Raw genomic sequence first — 13098 nt, 5'->3', positions numbered from 1 at the left:
CGTGTGATGTGGGACCGAACCAATGGGTCGGCGTCCACCCGCGACGACCGGGGTAGCATCCGCGCGCCACATCAGATAGCATCCGCGCGCCACTTCAATCCGAGAGCGCGCGTTCCAGACTCGTCGCTACCGACCGCGCTTTCTCCGCGGCCGCGTCCGGGACCAGCCCCGCGTCGACCGCCGCGTCGAGTTCGTCGTCGTCGACGCGCTCGACCGTGCCGTCGGGGTGTTTCACGACGTCGACGTGGAGGTCGACGTACCGGATCTCGTCGGGGAAGCACTCGACGGGCGTACAGACGTTGACGTAGGTGCCTTTCGCGTCGCCGTCGGCGCTCCGGTAGACAGTCGGGTACCACCAGCGGCCCTCGCGGAATTTCGTCAGCGCGGTGTCGCCATCCTCGCGCGTCGTTCCGAGCGCGTCGTAGGTGCCGCCGCCCGAGAGCGTCCGCGTCACGGCGATCGTCCCGTCTGCGTCCCAGTCGGTGACTTCGCCCCGGCCGAGCGAGAACGCCCGGCCATCGGGTTTCCCGTGCTCGATCTCGACGAAATCGCCCTCGACGGGGCCGAACTGCCGGGTCACGACCTCGAACGGGAACTCGCTTCCCTCACCGGGGCCGCACAGCGCCTCCGCGAGATCGACGCCGGCGCTGGCGGATTCGCTCGCTGCCTTCGTCCGGTGGTGTCCCGGCATCGTCGCGGCGACCGCGCGACGGGCGTCGTCGAGCGCGAAGCGCGACTCGCGGCCGAACCACAGCCAGCGGCCGGTTGTCGGCGCGGCGTGGAGGCCGACCTCCGTTCCGTCGGACTGGGACGGCTCGTCGAGCGCCGCGGTGAGTGCGTCCGTCCGGTCGACGGCGCGTTCGAGTGCGGCTTCGAGCGCGTCCATATCGGCGCGGGTGGCGGCGTGGGACCACTCGATGCCCCAGCCGTCTGGAGCTTCGACCGAGAGGAACTCGGTCATCCCGGCGAGTTCGCGCCCGGCGGCGTCGTCGCGGGTGTCGACCGTGACGCCGTCGCGGCCGCGAACGAGCGACGCGAGGCCGCCGTCGGCCCGGATCTCGGTGCCGAGTTGCGCGCGGTGGTCGACCCACGGCGGCGCGCTCTCGCGGACCTGCACGCGGGCGGTGTCACCCTCGTCGACGTACTCGTCGGCGTCGCTGTACGGGAGGAATCCCTCGGCGTCTCCGAGATCACAGATCGCACCGGAACCGAGCGTGTCCGTCACGCGGGCGTCGAAGACCGCGCCCGGCGGCGTCGGATCGTCCCACGCGAACGTGTCGCGGCCGACTCCCCGGAGTTCGCCGTCGACGGTCGCGACGGCGTCGGCGTCGCCGTGGACGCCCACTCCTTGCCGGTCGCTCGTCGTCGCGACCGTCACCTCGTGGGTCGCATCGCCGAAGTCGGCGTCGAACCGCTCGCGGATCGGCTCGGAGGCCTGGACGACCGTGTGGCCCGCGTCCAGGAGCAGATGCGTGACGGCGGTGGTGTAGATGCCGCGGACGCGGACGTTCGCCACGTCGGTGGCGTCGTTGGCGGCCGCGTCGGCACGCTCGCCCCCGTTCTCGTCGTCACTCATCGGCGCAGATCCTCCGGTCGGCTCATCGCAACGCGTCCTCGTCGTGCGCGAACCGGACGCGGTCGTGGACGGTCGGACCGAGCGAGAGCTCGACGACCTCCTCGGAGAGGATACGCCCGTCCTCGACCGGGACGCCCCAGGTGTCGAAACGGAGGTAGCCACGGAGGTCGCCCCCGTGCGTGAAGAGGTCGAGGAACTCGACGTCGTGTTCGTGGATGTCGTCGGTGCTGTGTGCCTTCTCCATATCGGAGTAGACGACGTCGCACTCGAAGAACTCGCGGAGGTCGGCGGCGTCGCGCTCGACGGCCGCCGAGACGAGCTGTGACGCCTCGCGGATGTCCTCGCGAGAGAGTCCGACGTCCTGTAGCGCAGCCTGTGTCCGCTGGTCGAAGTGCATCGGTACGCGTCGCTAGGAGCGGGCGGGTTTTGAATCCAGCCTGTCGGCCGCGCAGGTGAGTGAGACTCGCTGTGAGCTGCCAGGGGCCGAAGACCTTAGGTAGCGGGGTGTGAAGCCGCCGTCGATGACGAGGCGACGGGATCCGGTCGAGGAGGCGTCCGATGGCTCGCAGGACCTCTACGACGTCGCGACGTGGGAGGAGCGAACGCTGGTCGACAGAGCCGCAGCGCTGATCTGGCGGGTCGTCGCCGGATCCGCCCGCCTCGCCGTGGTGTTGTTCGCGTTTCTCCTTCTGCTCGGGATCGGCGGGTTCGCGGCCTTGACCGATCCGCAGACGGGGCTGCTCACGGTCCTCTCGGCGATCCCCGCGATCGGACTGGCGGCGTACGTCTACTCGACGGACGTGACCTCCAGCGAGCCGCTGTCGCTCCTGGTCGCGACGTTCCTCCTCGGCGTGTTGACGGCGAACTTCGCCGCCGTGCTCAACACCGTCCTCCAGCCGTACTTCCGCGTCCTCGGATTCTTGGGTTCGGCGCTGTTCTTCTTCCTCGTCGTCGGGCCGGTCGAAGAGACCGTGAAGCTCCTGGCCGTGCGGCTGTACGCCTACACCGACACCCGCTTCGACGCCGTCCTCGACGGGACGGTCTACGGCGCGATGGCCGGCCTCGGCTTCGCCGTCATCGAGAACGCGCTCTACATCACTCGCCAACTCCCGAATCAGGGCCTCGACCTCGGGCTCGGGCTCATCGGCGCCGGTGGCGGGATCACAGCCGTCCGGGCGCTCGCGGGGCCGGGACACGTGATCTACTCGGCTATCGCCGGCTACTACCTCGGGCTCGCGAAGTTCAACCCCGGCAAGCGCGGCCCGATCGTCGTCAAGGGAATCTTACTCGCGTCGTTCGTTCACGCGACGTACAACACGACCGTCGGAATCGGCACGGCGGCTATCTCGATCGCGACCGGCTTCACGGGGCTGGCGCCGTACCTGGTCTACGTCATCATTTACGACGGCATCTTCGGGCTGTTTCTGCTGCGGAAGATCCGGCGGTATCGGGACTGCTACAAGCGGGCGCACGCGCCGAAAACGGCCGAGTCGGACTTCGACTCTGAGTTGACCGAGTTCGAGTAGGAGATCCGAACGGCGTCAGTCGTCGCCGAGGGCGTCGGCGTACCCAGACACCATCTGTTCGACGTACTTCGCGACCACGTCGACCTCGACGTGGATCGGATCGCCGACCGACTTCTCCGAGAGCGTCGTCAACTCGTACGTCGTCGGGATGATCGCGACGCCGAAGCGCTCGGGCCCGCGCTCGGCGACGGTGAGGCTGATACCGTCGAGTGCGATCGACCCCTTCGCGACGACGTAGCGCGCGATCGATTCTGGAAGGTCGAACTCGAACACCCAGTCGTCGCCGACGCGCTCGATGCCCGTGACTTCGGTCGTCGTGTCGACGTGACCCTGTACGAGGTGGCCGTCGAAGCGGCCGTCGGCGGCGAGGGCGCGTTCGAGGTTCACGCGATCGCCCGCCGCGACCGTTCCCAGATAGGTCTTTGCGACGGTCTCTGCGGCGAGAAACACCTCGAACTGGGCCGGATCGGTCTGGAACGCTTCGACGGTCAGACAGACGCCGCTGACGGCGATCGACTGGCCGTGGTGGAGATCCGAGTACTCGGCCCCCTCGTCCGGTTCGATGCGGATGCGGCGGCCGCCCTCGTCGTCGGTTGCCTCGACGACGGTGCCCGTCGTCTCGACGATGCCGGTGAACATACTGCTCTGTTGGGTTCAGTTCCGAAAAGCGTCTCGGAACGGTGGTGCGGTCGACGTCGAGGCCGACTACCGGCAGTAACTGTGGCGAGCGTTCCGCGCCGCAAATCCGGGTGCCGGCCCGGGGTTCAAACGACCGACCTAAGAGATACCATACCATCAGGCGTTGAGCCGTCTCGCGACCGTGCAGACGACCGGCGGGCGGCACCGTCCATCCCGGCGCCGCCAGCGGATCGGTGGGTTTCCAAAGGTCTTTGCCGTTCCCGCCGCTAGGAGTGGTCGATGGACGACGCCGTGCGGGTCCGTGACGCCGCGCACGAGGCGGTCGACAACATCGAGCCCGACCGACTCCGCGAGGTGCTGTTCGATCGCCTCTCTGTTGCGCCGATGACGCCAGCCGTCCTGGCGCTGGTGAGCGCTCGCGCACCCGAAACCGGAGTAGACACCGATACCGATGGGCTCGCAGAGCGCGCCGCCGGCGTGCAGTTGATCTACGAGGGGCTACGGCTCACACGGTCGCTCGCACACGACGAGCCCTGGACGCTGACCGACGAGAGCGACGTCAGCGGCGACATCGACGCCGACCTCGACGTGCTCGCCGCAGACGTGCTCGTCTCGCGTGGGTTCTACCTGCTGGCCCGGACCGACGCCGCAGACCGCGCGGTCGACGTCGTCCGCGCCTTCGGGCGGGATCAGACGCTCAGACGTGGCGAAGGCGCCGACGTCGACTCCTTAGACCGGAACCTCGAAGCCGACGTCTTCGCGCTCGCCGTCGTCGCCGGGATGACGGCCGTCGGGGAGACGCCCTCGCCCGCCGTACTCGAATACGCCTCGGAGTTGGGCCGCGAGTGCGACCGCGGTGGACGGCTCCAGTCAGCCGACGCCGCATTCTCGGAGTCGACGACCGAGCGCATCGCGTCGCTGTCGACCGTCGGCGGCGGTTCGGACGACCGCGTACCCTCTTCTGCGACCGACTCCTGACGCCCGAAGTCCGACCTGTCGCGTGAGTTCGTATCGCACACGTCACCGCCGGGAATCGAAACGCCTAAAGACGAATCCGCGCTACGGAGAAACGCGCCTGGGTAGCTTAGCGGTAAAGCGCGTCCTTGGTAAGGACGAGACCCCGGGTTCAAATCCCGGCCTAGGCTTCTTCGGATTTTTCGGGCTATTCGAGTCTGTAGCCGTCGTGTCCGGCAGCGACCGTGAATTGCGGCCGTGTGCTCTCCGTACCCGTCGCTACCGATCGAGCGGCGTCAGACAAAACGAGTCGAGTTGACCGACCGATCACGCGCTCGTCGCCCGTTCGCACTTTACACACAGCGCGCTCTCGTCTTCCTCCGGTACCACGGTCCCGCAGCGGGGACACCGAAACCGGGTGTGCGTGTACTCGGTATGGGATTCGATCGGCGTTAGTCCACTTTTCGAGGACATACTCCCGTAAACAACACACTATCTCAAAATACTTCTGGACATACACATACATACTCCTAATATCGGTTGGGGACAGAGCGAACGGGAGCGGTCGCGTTTCGAATAATCGAAAGAAGTTGCCGAAAAAGTGGACGGAACAGATCGAGAGCGAATTACTGGAAGTCCTCGACGAACCGGGCCGGGAGCCGGTCGACGAAGTGCGGAGGGAGCGCGTCGACGGCGATCTGGGCGACGGTCACCATCGGCTTGCGTAGGAGGACGTACACTGCAGAGATACCGACAGCGACGAAGACGGCGGTCTCGACGACGCCGTCGAAGGCGTACACCGCCGGGACCGCGAACACGGCGGCGGCCAGCAGATCCTCGGGCGCGCCGTCGTAGCGGATCCAGCGCCGCGGACGGATCCAGCGGCCGTGGTAGTGGCTGTAGACCGCCCGTTCGGAGGTCCCGAGCCACGGTTTCAGCTCCAGTCCGCCGCCGAGCGCGTCCATCCCCGAGTGCAGCGCCGCTGCAGCGAGGAACAGCGCGGCAGCGACGGTGAGCGTCGTGGGAACGGCGACAGCGACGGCTCCGGCGACGGCTGCCGCGGCCGTGAAGTACACCGGGAAGTGCAGCGTCCGACGGTGACCCGCATAGAGGTCGAAGTCGGGGAACAGCCCACCGAGGGCGGCGGCAGCGATGGGGATCGACGAGGTTCCAGCGGCGCTCTCAGGGAAGAGCACGCCGACGAGAACGGCGAGCACGACGCCTGCGAGCGCGTGCGTGGTAGCCATCATCATCGGTGCATAGGGCGATGAGCCCTAAGACCGTTGCGTGTATCTCGATACCATATCTGTTGGTGCAGGAAGGTCAGAATACCTGCCGGGCTTTTTACTACGGAACGTCTAGGAGGGGTATGTGGCTGCCATCCCGTTCGGAGGCGGCGAGACAGGCAGCCAGCGGAATGCGGATGAGCGTCGCCATCATCCTCGGATACGGCATCGCGACGCGGAACCTCAGCGTCATCATCAACGCCGTCGTCGCACTTGCGGTCACGTACCTCCCAGCGCTGTTAGAGCGCGACTGGGACGTTCGCCTCTCCCCGGAACTGACGTTCGTCGTGACGCTCGCCGTGTCGTTGCACACGCTGGGAATGGTCGGTCTCTACGAGGAGGTCTGGTGGTACGACCACCTGACGCACACGCTCTCGGCGATGCTCGTCGCGGCCGTGGGCTACGCTGCGACGCGGGCGATCGACCTCCACTCCGAGGAGGTCTCGTTCCCGCCGCGGTTTCTCTCGTTGTTCTTGCTGCTGTTCACGCTCGCACTCGGCGTGTTCTGGGAAGTGCTGGAGTTCGCGGCACGACAGGCCACAGCGACGCTCGGGATCGAGGACGTCCTCGTCCAGTACGGACTCGAAGATACGATCCTCGATCTCGTCTTCGATACCGTCGGCGCGATCCTCGTCGCGCTGTTCGGAACCGAACGTCTCACCGAACTGACCGAACAGCTCCGAGAGCGGCTCGCGGTGTGACCGGGTCTACGCTTTTGTACTCCGAGTGTGTTACGTTGTCATATGACGTTCATTATCGTTGGGTACGGACGAGTGGGCGCGCGGACGGCCCGGATTCTCCACGAGGAGGGCCACCCGGTCGTAGTCGTCGAGAACGACCCCGACAAGGCCGACCGGGCCCGCGAGGCCGGATTCGAGGTCGTCGAGGGCGACGGCAGCAACGAGTCGGTGTTGAAGCGCGCCGGCGTCGAGAACGCAGCGGCGCTCGGCGGCCTCACCGGCGACCCGAACGCGAACTTCGCCGCCTGTATGATCGGCAAGCAGTTCGGGTGCCGGGTCGCGATGCGGATCAGCGAGGACTACAGAGAGGAGATCTACGAGCGGTACGCCGAAGACGTCGACGAGGTCATCTACCCGGAACGCCTCGGTGCGGCCGGCGCGAAGACGGCGCTACTCGGCGGGAGCTTCAACGCCATCGGCGAACTGACCGAGCAGTTGCGGCTGACGACGGTGACGATTCCCGAGGACGCGCCGGTGGTCGGACAGAAAGTCAACGACGTCGACCTCGACGACTTCGGCCGCGTCTACGCACACGGCCGCGACCGGGAGCCGATGACGATTCCGCTCCCGGGGACGGTCATCGAGCCCGGTGACCAGTTGGCGCTCGTAGTCGAGGAGGACGGCCTCGAACGGATGAAATCGGCGCTTCTCGGACCGGACAGCGCAACTGCGTAGTCGACACTCGGAACCGAGAACTGTATGCGTCGTCGCGGGGGACGACGACGCCGTGTACCGGGGTGCAACGTCCGCGTGTTGGGCGCGCGGTGGGAGGATGGGAACTGATTTGGCCGTCAGTGCGCGCCCAACCGTGTGCTCTTTCGTACCACACTTAAAACCGCGTCAGACGACAGGCAGACTTGTGGCGTCTGACGCCCGAATGCGGCGACAGAGTCGTCGTACTCGCTCCGCTGGATCTCGGATCGTAGAACGGCAGTTTCGACGCGACTTCGGGGCCGAAGCGGACGCGAACGCGGAAGAACAGCGCGTCTTAGCTGCGCGCGTAGCCCTGGATGTACGCACCGATGAACATCCCGGCGAGCGCCCAGAGGATCGTGACGTTACCGACGCCGAGGCTGGCGTAGGCCGCGCCCGGGCAGATACCGGACAGTCCCCAGCCGACGCCGAAGACCGCGCCGCCGATCAAGACGTTCTTGTCGAACGGCTTCAGCCGGCGCTCGTACCGGCTCCCGGTGAGCGGCGCGCTGTCGCGGATCCGGGGCAGCGCCCAGAAGGCGATCCCGGAGACGATCGCCGCGCCGAACATCACGAACGGCAGTCCGAGGTCGTCGAACTGGAGGAAGTTCAGCACGACTTCCGGCCGCGCCATATGACTGAACCCGAGCCCGAACCCGAAGATCAGCCCGCCGACGAGGATCAGCGGGATGAACAGCGGATGACGGTCGCTCATGGGCTCACCCCCAGCGCAGCGACGACCTGCGCCGTTATGATCGCGACGAGGAGGAACGTTCCCACGCCGGCGAGTGACGTCTTCGACGCCGAGCCGACGCCACAGACGCCGTGACCCGACGTACAGCCCTTACCGATTCGCGTCCCGATCCCGACGAAGATCCCGCCGACGAACAGCCGCCACGGCTGGACATCTGTCGTCCAGAGCGTGATGCCGGCGAATTCGTACAGTGTCCCGGTCGATCCGGGCTCGTAGAGCGATGTCGAGATGAGCCCGGACTGGACTGTCGCGGCGAATGCCAGCGCGCCGAGGATGATGCCCAGCGTGAAGACGACGCGCCAGTTCCGCGAGGAGACGTACTGCTGGAACCGCGATTGGCCCGAGAAGTACGACAGCGTCGACTCGAGGAACGTACTCGCGCCGGCCGGGATGCCGGTGCCGATGTAGATGACGACCACGCCGAGGCCGACGAGGAATCCCCCGACGGCGTAGCGGCTGATCCCGTTCGGGAACAGCTCGGCGGCCATCTGTAGTGGAAGTGGATCTGTTACCATTTCGTATATTTTAGAGTCGTATTGATTTAGGGTCGTCTGTCTCAGTCGTCAGCGAGCGATTCCTGGCTGGCGGCGCAGTTGTTGGGGCCGAGTTCCAGCGAGAAGGCTTCCTCGTCGTCGGCCACGTTCTGCCCGAGGTTCGTCGCGATGATGTCCTCGTAGTTCGCCGGCCGCGGCGGCATATCTGCGAGGATGAGCTCGACGAACGCGTCTTCGTCCATCGACAGCGCGTCCATCCGCTCTTTCAGGTCGCCGATCGGTGCCGTGTACGTGCCATCGTCGGCCGGTACTGCGGCATCACTGAAGTGTGCGCCGCCGATGAGCGTCTCGTCGGGCAGCGTCAGCACGCGCTCTTGCAGCGACTCGTAGAGCATCCGTGCGGCGTCGGGCGCGCCGTCGTCGCCCTCTTCGAGGTCCGGGCGGGCGACGCTCTCGATGAACAGGCCGTCACCCGTCGCCAGCAGACTCTCGTCTAAGAGGTACGACGTCATTCCGGTCGTGTGCCCGGGCGTGTAGACGGTCTCGATCTCGGCGTCGCCGACCTGGAACGTGTCGCCGTCTTCGGCCGTCGTCACCTCGTCCGCGTAGGTGACGCCGCGGTCGACGGCAGCAGCCGGAATGACGCCCTCGACGCCTTCGTCGTCGAGGTTGCGGACGCCCGAGATGTGGTCCGCGTGGATGTGGGTGTCTAAGGCGTACTGCAGGTCGACGCCGAGCTCGTCGGCGTCGTCGAGGTAGCGGTCGGTAAAGGCCCGAAGGGGGTCGACGATGGCGGCTTCATCGCCGTCGACGAGGAGGTAGCCCAGGCAGCCCGAGGAGGGGCGCTGGTACTGGTAGAGGGTGCCCGCGCCGTCGTAGTTGGAGACTTCGACGCGCTCGTAGATCTTCGCCCAGCCGTTCATACCGTCTTCGAGGGTGAGGGCGTCGTAGCCGAGATCGACGAGAGTGCCAGCGACGAACTCGCTGGAGCCGCCTTTGGCACAGAGGACGACGAGTTCCTCGTCGTCGGGGATTTGGTCGAGAACGTCGTCGTCGATGTCGTCGTCGAGGAACTGGAAGTAGGGGAGGTTGATGGAGGTGACGTTGTCGTCGTCGATGTGCCATTCGTCGTAGTCGGACTGCATGCGGACGTCGAGGATGGTGACGTCGTCGCCGGCGTCGATCTGTGCTTTCAGGTCGGTCGGCGAGACGGCGTCAGCCTCTGCGTCGGGGGTGGGAAGGTCGTCGGCGTTCATATCGTACAGTCGCTCTTACTGGGTGGCGACACAAAAATATTTGCATAGTAGTTCAACTGATGCACAATACACGTTCCGAGAAGACGTGTCGAGGCCGGGGTGTTGCCGGGGAAATCCGCTGTGTAAAGTGCTCCAATAGCTCAATAGCGATATCGTGAACGTCCGCTCGAACGCGCGTATTTGAGCTTCATACACTTAGTTGTTCCTGACGTTTGCAAGAATCGGTAATCTTTTAATCACCGGACCGATATTGTGCGGTAGCTCCAATACGAATCACGGAGCGGATACCCAATGAGTGTTGAATTCGATATCGCGGAGACGCTGGACGTGAAAGGTGCATCGTGCCCAATGCCTGTTGTGCAGACGAAGTCTGCCATCGACGACCTCGCGGAGGGTGAGGTCCTCGAAGTACTCGCGACCGACCCCGGCAGTATGAGCGACCTCGACGGCTGGGCGGACGGAACAGACGGCGTCGAGATGCTCGACCAGGTTGAGGGCGACGACGTCTACAAGCACTACGTCCGCAAGACGGAGTAAGCACGATGGACAAGATCGGAATCATCGTCGACAGCGACAGTCCGAAGAGCCTCGCGATGGCGATGAACCTCGGACACACGGCCCTCGCGTCCGATATGGAGGTTCTCGTCTACTTCACCTTCGATGGCCTGACACACCTTCTCGAGGGCGAGAAGGACGTCTCGGAGATCGAGCCCCTCCTCGATGAGGGGATGCCGAACCCCTACGACCTCCTCGACGCCTTCGTCGCCGACGGCGGCGAGCAGGTCACGACGGTCGCCTGTACGTCGACGCTCGATATGCTCGCGTGGGACCAAGAGAACATCGACGACTCTGTCACCACCAAGTTCGCGGGCGCGGCGACCTTCCTCGAAGCGGTCGACGACGCAGACCAGGTGTTTACCTTCTAATTATGAGCACGGATACATCAGACACCACGACTGAAGACGGACCGAACGGCGACGCAGCCGAAGAAATCCCCTCGCGCGCCGAACTCGCAGCGCGCGTCGAAGAGCTCGAAGAAGAGCTCTCCGACGTCGCAGCGGGCCAGAACAGCAAGAAGATGTCCATCGTCGCGACGAAGGGCACGCTCGATATGGCGTATCCGCCGCTCATCCTCGCCAGCACGGCGGCGGCCTTCGGCTACGACGTGACCGTCTTCCACACGTTCTGGGGACTCGACATCCTCCACAAGGAGCGCTCGAAGAACCTCAAGCTCAGCTCTGTCGGCAACCCCAATATGCCGGTCCCGAATATGGTCGGCGCGCTCCCCGGTATGGACCGCGTGACCACCTCGATGATGGAAAAGCGGATCAACGACAACGACACCGCGACCATCGAGGAACTCATCGAGACGTCGCTGGATATGGGCGTGGAGTTCCAGGCCTGCCAGATGACGATCGAACTGATGGACTACGACGAGGACAACTTCTACGACGGCGTCACGACCGGCGTCGGCGCGGCGACGGCCATTCAGGATATGGCCGACGCCGACATCCAGCTACTCGTCTAACCCGGGACTGATTTTTCCGGCCTTACGAGCCGCTACTCGATCCACCGAACCGGCAGACTTCTTGTTCGCGACGGCACACGCGTAGGTATGCAGCCGTGGAGCGCGCTCTTCGAGCGAGCGGCGAGATACGACGTCGACGAGGACGACATCCGAGAGATGCTCGCGGGACTCCGCGAGACTGATTCGGACGACGAGACCGGCGGAACGGCGGGGGGTTCGTCGACTAGCGAGGAGACCGATGCGACGGCAAACAGCGGCGAGAACGAGCTCACCCCACCAGAGGAGTCGGGTCCCGCTCGCGTCGTCGCCGACGCCGACGTCCTCGCGGCGGACCTCCTCGTCGGCGGTGACGCCCGCCGCGCGCTGGACCCGCTCCGCGAACATACCTGGATCACGCTCCTCGCGAGCGAGCCGCTCTTGGACGACGCCGAGGCCGTCGTCGCCGACCTCGCCGAGGCCGATCTCGCAGCCGACTGGCGCGAGCGCGTCACCGAGTGGTGCGAACTCGTCAGCCAGCCCGCCGGCGATCATCCGGCGCTCGCGACGGCCTACCGCGGCGGGGCGATGCACCTGCTCTCCTACGACGACCGCCTGCTCTCGGCGCAGGCGGGCGCGACGCTCGGAAGCCGGATATCGGTGAGCGCCCGCCACCCGCGGGCGTTCGCGACGCTGTTCGACGCCGAAAGCCTGTATCAGGAGGTCGTCGGGGGCGAGTACCCGGGGCCCGATCGCGACCCGCGGTCCTGATACTGTCGGACAGCAGTTCGTGAATGATGTCGGCACCCACAGGGTGCCGCTACTTTTCACATCGTTCTGTTCGACAGTATGAACCGCCACGTCTCGTCGGTTCGGACCGAAGCGCGTTTCCACGACGCGGCCGAGGGGAAAGTATGGTCGCCACGACGACGCCTACGGAACTGCAAGAACGGCTCGACGAGGCAGACGACGACGCCCTCTCGATCGTCGACATCAGAGATCCGTCGTCGTACGCCGCCGGCCACATCGAGGGCGCAGTGAACGTCCAGCCCCACCAGCTCTCGACGGCGACGCTCGACGCCGAGTGGGCACAGGTCGACGAGGTCGTCGTCTCCTGTTACCACGGCAAGAGCTCTCAGCGGGTGGCGATGCTCCTCGATCAACACCTCGACGCCGACGTCGCCAGTCTCAACGGTGGCTTCGAGGGCTGGGATGGCCCCATCGCCGACGGCCGCGGTGATTCCGAAGGCGGCGCAGTGTCGCCTACCCGGACCGAAGAAGGACCGGGGCCGTCTGACGCGCCGTTCTGAGTTCGGCCGTCGTTCTCGATCGGTCGTCGTTCTCGATCGACCGTCGCCGTCGCTTCTCAACCGGACGAAGCGGAGAAGCGCCGCTGTTTGTCGTGTCGGCTGCGAGAAAGTACGTTTAGTGCAGCGTTAGCTGGCTTCCGAGGCCTGCCAGCGGAGCCCGCAGTTCTGACACACGTTCAGACCGCCCTCTTCTGATTCGATGTCGGTGGATCGGCACTTCGGGCATTCAGCGTCCATACTCTCGTGGACGCGAATGGGGAGTAAAAAATGTGTGGGTGGTTCTCATTGACGTGCAGCGAGCTAAAGAGCGATACTACCCGTTTGACAACTGCCGTAGTTGGACGGTTAGAACGCGCTGCTCGGCGG

At 65.5% G+C, this 13098-nt stretch carries 16 protein-coding genes and 1 tRNA gene; 10 read left to right on the top strand and 7 right to left on the bottom strand.

Features of this window, described 5'->3' with window-relative positions:
• Positions 1–94: 94 nt before the first annotated feature.
• On the bottom strand, positions 95–1576 hold the full coding sequence (locus NO362_RS04900) for a ribonuclease FAU-1 family protein (RefSeq protein ID WP_256546334.1): 1482 nt from the start codon (positions 1574–1576) through the stop codon (positions 95–97).
• A gap of 22 nt (positions 1577–1598) precedes the next feature.
• Positions 1599–1973: a DUF7532 family protein gene (locus NO362_RS04895; protein WP_256546333.1), complete on the bottom strand. Its 375-nt coding sequence runs from the start codon at positions 1971–1973 to the stop codon at positions 1599–1601.
• 124 nt (positions 1974–2097) lie between these two features.
• Here NO362_RS04895 and NO362_RS04890 point away from each other — a divergent pair, with 124 nt between their 5' ends.
• Positions 2098–3102, top strand: a complete 1005-nt coding sequence (locus NO362_RS04890; RefSeq protein ID WP_256546332.1) for a PrsW family intramembrane metalloprotease — start codon at positions 2098–2100, stop codon at positions 3100–3102.
• A gap of 15 nt (positions 3103–3117) precedes the next feature.
• Here NO362_RS04890 and NO362_RS04885 read toward each other — a convergent pair whose 3' ends face one another.
• Positions 3118–3741 (bottom strand): riboflavin synthase, encoded by a 624-nt coding sequence (locus tag NO362_RS04885; protein WP_256546331.1) that lies wholly within the window; start codon positions 3739–3741, stop codon positions 3118–3120.
• A gap of 279 nt (positions 3742–4020) precedes the next feature.
• Between NO362_RS04885 and NO362_RS04880 the strand changes: the two genes are divergently transcribed.
• Positions 4021–4719 (top strand): DUF7114 family protein, encoded by a 699-nt coding sequence (locus NO362_RS04880; protein ID WP_256546330.1) that lies wholly within the window; start codon positions 4021–4023, stop codon positions 4717–4719.
• Between the two features lie 95 nt (positions 4720–4814).
• Positions 4815–4886 (top strand) — tRNA-Thr (locus NO362_RS04875).
• Between the two features lie 435 nt (positions 4887–5321).
• On the opposite strand, the gene NO362_RS04870 is transcribed toward NO362_RS04875, so the two are convergent.
• The gene (locus NO362_RS04870; protein WP_256546329.1) at positions 5322–5945 is read right to left on the bottom strand and encodes a metal-dependent hydrolase; all 624 of its coding nucleotides are present in this window, start codon (positions 5943–5945) and stop codon (positions 5322–5324) included.
• Between the two features lie 119 nt (positions 5946–6064).
• On the opposite strand from NO362_RS04870, the gene NO362_RS04865 reads away from it, so the two are divergent.
• Positions 6065–6682, top strand: a complete 618-nt coding sequence (locus NO362_RS04865) for a DUF2238 domain-containing protein (protein ID WP_256546328.1) — start codon at positions 6065–6067, stop codon at positions 6680–6682.
• Positions 6683–6724: 42 nt separating this feature from the next.
• The gene (locus NO362_RS04860; protein ID WP_256546327.1) at positions 6725–7396 is read left to right on the top strand and encodes a potassium channel family protein; all 672 of its coding nucleotides are present in this window, start codon (positions 6725–6727) and stop codon (positions 7394–7396) included.
• A gap of 313 nt (positions 7397–7709) precedes the next feature.
• Here NO362_RS04860 and NO362_RS04855 read toward each other — a convergent pair whose 3' ends face one another.
• The 3 genes from NO362_RS04855 to NO362_RS04845 are packed head-to-tail and all read right to left on the bottom strand — an operon-like array spanning position 7710 to position 9918.
• A complete protein-coding gene (locus NO362_RS04855; protein ID WP_256546326.1) occupies positions 7710–8129 on the bottom strand; it encodes a YeeE/YedE family protein in 420 nt (139 codons plus the stop codon).
• Positions 8126–8683, bottom strand: coding sequence for a YeeE/YedE family protein (locus NO362_RS04850; RefSeq protein ID WP_256546325.1), 558 nt, complete (start codon positions 8681–8683; stop codon positions 8126–8128). Before NO362_RS04850 ends, NO362_RS04855 begins: the two co-directional genes overlap by 4 nt.
• Before the next feature lie 41 nt (positions 8684–8724).
• Positions 8725–9918 carry an MBL fold metallo-hydrolase gene (locus NO362_RS04845; RefSeq protein WP_256546324.1) on the bottom strand — a complete coding sequence of 398 codons (1194 nt, stop codon included), beginning with the start codon at positions 9916–9918 and terminating at the stop codon, positions 8725–8727.
• Between the two features lie 291 nt (positions 9919–10209).
• Between NO362_RS04845 and NO362_RS04840 the strand changes: the two genes are divergently transcribed.
• From NO362_RS04840 to NO362_RS04820, 5 genes are all read left to right on the top strand, one after another.
• Complete coding sequence (locus NO362_RS04840) at positions 10210–10455, top strand: sulfurtransferase TusA family protein (RefSeq protein WP_121569048.1); 246 nt, start codon at positions 10210–10212, stop codon at positions 10453–10455.
• Positions 10456–10460: 5 nt separating this feature from the next.
• Complete coding sequence (locus tag NO362_RS04835) at positions 10461–10844, top strand: DsrE family protein (RefSeq protein ID WP_256546323.1); 384 nt, start codon at positions 10461–10463, stop codon at positions 10842–10844.
• Between the two features lie 2 nt (positions 10845–10846).
• A complete protein-coding gene (locus NO362_RS04830) occupies positions 10847–11446 on the top strand; it encodes a DsrE/DsrF/DrsH-like family protein (RefSeq protein WP_121569050.1) in 600 nt (199 codons plus the stop codon).
• 87 nt (positions 11447–11533) lie between these two features.
• A complete protein-coding gene (locus NO362_RS04825) occupies positions 11534–12193 on the top strand; it encodes a PIN domain-containing protein (RefSeq protein ID WP_256546322.1) in 660 nt (219 codons plus the stop codon).
• 143 nt (positions 12194–12336) lie between these two features.
• A complete protein-coding gene (locus NO362_RS04820) occupies positions 12337–12732 on the top strand; it encodes a rhodanese-like domain-containing protein (protein WP_256546321.1) in 396 nt (131 codons plus the stop codon).
• Positions 12733–13098 lie beyond the last annotated feature (366 nt).

This window comes from Halobellus inordinatus (assembly GCF_024498335.1).
Classification (GTDB): domain Archaea; phylum Halobacteriota; class Halobacteria; order Halobacteriales; family Haloferacaceae; genus Haloquadratum; species Haloquadratum inordinatus.
This window is presented reverse-complemented; position numbering and strand designations above follow the sequence as displayed.